Source organism: Halomonas sp. OfavH-34-E (genome assembly GCF_024124525.1).
In the GTDB taxonomy this organism is placed as follows: Bacteria; Pseudomonadota; Gammaproteobacteria; order Pseudomonadales; family Halomonadaceae; genus Halomonas; species Halomonas litopenaei.
In genome coordinates this window covers 1-4,078 of record NZ_JAMXRY010000104.1, presented here as the reverse complement: position 1 = coordinate 4,078, position 4,078 = coordinate 1, and the positions used below count along the sequence as shown (strand labels likewise).

Here is a 4,078-nt window from a genome sequence, read left to right as displayed (position 1 = left end):
ACGCTCATCTCCGATGGAGGACAAGTCGGCAGACATCCACTTCGCCATGTCTTCGAAAGCATCCCTCTCGGCTTCCACCTGCTCCAGCCGCTGCTGTAGCGCTTCAATCGAACTGCTCATACCCTTCCCCTCTGTTCTCTGTACGCCCGCCTCGCTTCTCTCAGGACCAGCGCCCCGCCGGCCATGATGAGCAGGCCGAGAATGATGGCCGCGATCATGTCGCCACCAGGATGATCTTCTTCTCGGGGCCGCAGTGCGCAACACAGGCCCAGGCCTCAATCGTGTCGTACACTCCTGCCTCGCTCTGGTTCGGGGTGTAGCCGCGAGCATCTGGCCGCCACCACATGTGCCATTCGCCAGACCAGATCCGCACTTGGTCGAATCGTCCCAGCTTCTCGGGGTGCTTCTTGAGGTGCTGCTGTGTCAGCTTCATCCCGCCTTCCTCCAAGCCGGTATCCCGTCGAGCGTGCCGTCGCGCTGAATCCGCCCGTGCTCGTGCCACTGCCGGATCGCCTCTTGCGCTGCCTCTGGCGCTTTCACCAACCGGTACTGGCCCATCACGGCGCCGAGGCCCGCCGCCACGTGCCGGGCGCTGAACCGCACCGGCAGTCCTTCCCGCACCCTGATCTCCTGCTGCACGGACACCAGGCCGCGCAGTCTGTCTACTCGCCGCATACCCACTCCCTCCACATCTGATCGGCCAGCGCCTGCTCGACAGCTCTGGCGCCGACCTCGCCCCAAACCTCGATGTCGTTGATCCACTCGGCTGGTGTCATGCGGACTCCTTATACGGCTTCATGAAGACCAGCCAGTGGGTGAGCCCTCCACGCCCCGAGACTTGGCCAAATAGCGGCCGGATCTCCGTCAGCGATAGAACCTCGCGCAGCTTTACCTGCGTTTCGTTCCACTTGAAGACGAGGACGCCCTCAGGCTCCAAGACGCGGAAACACTCGCTAAACCCGCGCTGAATGTCGTATCGCCAGTCATCGCCCAGCTTTCCATAACGCGCAGCCATCCAGCTCTTGGGGCCGGCTCGCTCTAAATGGGGCGGATCGAAGGCGACGAGGCGGAATGTGTCGTCGGCATATGGCAGGTTGCGAAAGTCGATGAGTTCGTCAGGCTCGATGCGCAGGATTCGCTTTCCATCCTGCCGGCCGTGGCTTCGATCAGTTACCGTGATGGTCTCGCTGCGGATGTCGCCAAAAATGGCGTTCGGGTTCTCACGATCGAACCACATAGACCGTGGCCCGCAGCACGGATCGAGAATTCGCTCCATGAGTTTTTCTCCATGACATGAAAAAGCCCCGGCGCGTGCCGAGGCTGGAAAGAAATTGCCGCTTCACGTGCGGCACCCGGCCCGCCCTGCCGCCTACTGCTGTGCAGTGAACTCGCCCGCGCTCAGCACGGGTGGAGCTGAGGAGACGGCGGCCAGCGGGCTGACTCCGTTTTGAGACACGGTGGCCTGGCCTCGTCCCGGTCATTGGCGCCACCGGGCACGGCGCGTTTATTCATGCCGCCCGCTTGATCCGCAGGCGCATTCGATATGCATTGCTGGCTTGGCGACGGGCCGCGTTAACGCGGGCCTGAAACTGGACCGAAGCGGGCATCTGCTTGACCCGGTTGTTGATGCTGGAGTAGCTGGTCGATATGCCCTGCCGCTGCAGATGGCTGACGACTTGCCGAATGGACATGCACTGGACCTCGATGCAGTCCTGCACTGTCTGGTCGATCTCGGACCAATCTCGCCGACGCCACGCGCCGCGACGACTGGGATCAGTAAAGCCGCTGCGTTTCGCCAAGCCATGGACCTGGTCTCGCCCAAGCCCCAACTCTGTTGCGATGTCCTTGTAGGTGGCGCCCTCATCGAGACGGCGCTTCACGTACTGTTTTTCCGTGGTCTTCCATTGGTGTTGTTCCATACCGCCTCCCACAAAAAAGGCCCCGGTGTGGGGCCTGTCAGTAGTTGATGGTGATACTGGGTATCTGCCCTTTCGCAATGAGCGTGATAGCCGTCTTGGCGCAGTCCTCCGGCATCCCACCGTCAATCATGGCCTCAAGGGCGGCGCGGTTGATGCGGGCGCGATGCTCCTTGTCGGCCTGGCGTCGTGCCAACTCATCTTGCTGGCGACGCTCATCGGCCAGGCGCTCCTCCTCGCGGCGGCGGTGCTCGTCTTCGATGCGCTGACGCTCTGCTTCTGCTTCCCGGCGCTGACGTTCAATTGCTTCCTTGTGCTCACGCTCACGCCGCTCCGCCGCTGCCTTGGCTTCAGCTTCCCGGCGAGCGGCAGCGTCACGCTCTGCTTGGGCGGCCGCCTCGGCTTCACGGCGGGCCCGCTCCTCGGCCTCACGCGCAATGCGTTCCTCGCGTTCCTTCTGCTCGCGCTCTGCCGCTTCTTGGCGAAGGCGTTCAAGCTCGGCCTGCTCTGCTTCTCGCTTTTGGTGTTCAGCGAACGCAGCCTTCAAGGTCGCCATCGCGTCGGCTTTTGCTCTGTGGGCCTCTGCCTCGTATTCTTCCCATGACTCGTCAATCACAACCTTTTCTTCTAGCTCTCGGAAGAGCAGGCCATACGGCTGGGGCTCGCCGCCGATAAGGCCCATCGCGCAATCCCTGATATGCCGGATTCCGGCTTCGTGCTTCTCCTTGCGCGCCTCCTCGGCGGCCTCCCACTCGTTCAGCGGCCCACGCGCTTCGTCGCGCCATGCGTCCAGCTGGTCACGCCACCGCTTCCGTTCTGCGTCGATGGTCTTTGGCAATTGCTTGAGGTCGGCCACTAGCTCCTTGCCAATATTGTCGATTGCAGTCTTGCTGCGGGCTATCTTGTGCGCCATGGAGGCGTAGGCTTGCCGTCCCTTTGCGGTATCCAGGGTGGGCGGTTCGGCGAGAAAAGCGTCCAGCTCCTCGCGGATCGTTGCCAGGTATGGGTCCAAGCCCTTATCAGTCTTGAACACCTCAAGCGCCGTCTCTTTGGACGGCACTGTGACCAACTCTGTTGATTCTTTCTCAGCTACAGCGGTCATGCTCTCCTCCTACGCTGCCTTGCTTCGCAGCAGTTGTTCGTATTCATCCACCATCGACTTGAAGGCCATCAGGTCCTCCTCGAGCTGGCCGATATATTCGTCGTCGCGCTCGAACTCCTTGAACCAGAGCTGCTTGCCGATCGGCTCCAGTGCTGGGCAATAAAGGCCGATGTGCCACCACTTTCTTCCAGTGATCCACATGCCACCTTGTACTTGATCCACGACCGTGCTGATGTCGTTGTCGATGTGGAATGCGCGCAGCTTGTCTGGCGCCACAAAGCACTTGTATTCGCTGCCACCGTCGGGGTCGATCAGGCCGTCAGCCGAGGCGCCGAAGAACCCGCAATCAGTGGTGACGAACCCTGCATGCTGAACAATCAGCCCGGTGGCCATCTCGTGTTCCATCCGTGCCATTGGCTCGAGTTCGTGCCCGCGCTTCATCGCCCAGGTCTCAAACCCTTCGTCGAGCGGCTGCCCGCTGATGCGCTCAATGGCGAGGCGGAACGCATAGTCCCGCGCCTTCTCAGTAGGCTGACCCTTCTTTGGGCCGCTCTTGAGCCTGGCGCGCGCAGCCTCAAACATGCTGGCGGTAATGCAGCCAGCTCGTGCCAGGTGCCAATCTGCGCTGCCTTGATCGCACTCTATGATTCGCATTGGGCCTCTCCTTCGATGGTATTGGCCTCGGCCTGCTTGAGCGCTTCACCGCGCTTCTCGACCGCTGCCTTGAACTCGCTATAGGCCGCCATGTCTCTGGCCTTCTTGATGTCCGCCAGGCCGGCTTGCCATACCTCAGCCAATCGCTCAGTGCTCTCGGCCTTGGTAGCCTGCTCCACCCAACGCTGACCGAGCCCCTCGTCTCGCTGCGGGCCATCCGCCGCCAAGCCTTCGTTGCCCTCGGTATTGAGGTGGTGGATCGCTTGCTCGAGCTGCTCTGTCTTGGGCCAGTATTTGTAGGCCCGCTTCACGCACGTCTTCTTTGCCATCTCCCCCCAGTCGGTAACCCAGGGGCACGACTTGCCTTTGGACTGGTAGGCCTTCCAAGCGCTCGAGCGATCGCGAA

At 61.8% G+C, this 4,078-nt stretch carries 7 protein-coding genes; all 7 read right to left on the bottom strand.

Annotated features, from left to right (window positions below; all coding sequences use genetic code 11):
* Positions 1-214: 214 nt before the first annotated feature.
* Positions 215-433 carry a hypothetical protein gene (locus tag NH448_RS23195; protein ID WP_222569932.1) on the bottom strand — a complete coding sequence of 73 codons (219 nt, stop codon included), beginning with the start codon at positions 431-433 and terminating at the stop codon, positions 215-217.
* The gene (locus NH448_RS23190) at positions 430-675 is read right to left on the bottom strand and encodes a hypothetical protein (RefSeq protein ID WP_253029565.1); all 246 of its coding nucleotides are present in this window, start codon (positions 673-675) and stop codon (positions 430-432) included. Before NH448_RS23190 ends, NH448_RS23195 begins: the two co-directional genes overlap by 4 nt.
* Positions 676-772: 97 nt before the next feature.
* Entirely contained in the window at positions 773-1,276 is a 504-nt protein-coding gene (locus NH448_RS23185; RefSeq protein WP_045995231.1) for a class I SAM-dependent methyltransferase, read from the bottom strand.
* A 232-nt stretch (positions 1,277-1,508) separates the two neighbouring features.
* Complete coding sequence (locus NH448_RS23180) at positions 1,509-1,919, bottom strand: hypothetical protein (protein WP_253029564.1); 411 nt, start codon at positions 1,917-1,919, stop codon at positions 1,509-1,511.
* A 37-nt stretch (positions 1,920-1,956) separates the two neighbouring features.
* Complete coding sequence (locus tag NH448_RS23175; protein ID WP_253029563.1) at positions 1,957-3,018, bottom strand: hypothetical protein; 1,062 nt, start codon at positions 3,016-3,018, stop codon at positions 1,957-1,959.
* A 9-nt stretch (positions 3,019-3,027) separates the two neighbouring features.
* The gene (locus NH448_RS23170) at positions 3,028-3,672 is read right to left on the bottom strand and encodes a lambda exonuclease family protein (RefSeq protein ID WP_045993465.1); all 645 of its coding nucleotides are present in this window, start codon (positions 3,670-3,672) and stop codon (positions 3,028-3,030) included.
* The coding region (locus NH448_RS23165) for a recombinase RecT (RefSeq protein ID WP_253029562.1) at positions 3,660-4,078 on the bottom strand (419 nt) is incomplete at its 5' end. The genes NH448_RS23170 and NH448_RS23165, both read right to left, overlap by 13 nt.

Bases quoted from the DNA above. Each gene is read 5' to 3' on its own strand.
- NH448_RS23175 (WP_253029563.1), bottom strand. From the start codon at position 3,018: ATGACCGCTGTAGCTGAGAAAGAATCAACAGAGTTGGTCACAGTGCCG.
- NH448_RS23185 (WP_045995231.1), bottom strand. From the start codon at position 1,276: ATGGAGCGAATTCTCGATCCGTGCTGCGGGCCACGGTCTATGTGGTTC.
- NH448_RS23180 (WP_253029564.1), bottom strand. From the start codon at position 1,919: ATGGAACAACACCAATGGAAGACCACGGAAAAACAGTACGTGAAGCGC.
- NH448_RS23190 (WP_253029565.1), bottom strand. From the start codon at position 675: ATGCGGCGAGTAGACAGACTGCGCGGCCTGGTGTCCGTGCAGCAGGAG.
- NH448_RS23170 (WP_045993465.1), bottom strand. From the start codon at position 3,672: ATGCGAATCATAGAGTGCGATCAAGGCAGCGCAGATTGGCACCTGGCA.
- NH448_RS23195 (WP_222569932.1), bottom strand. From the start codon at position 433: ATGAAGCTGACACAGCAGCACCTCAAGAAGCACCCCGAGAAGCTGGGA.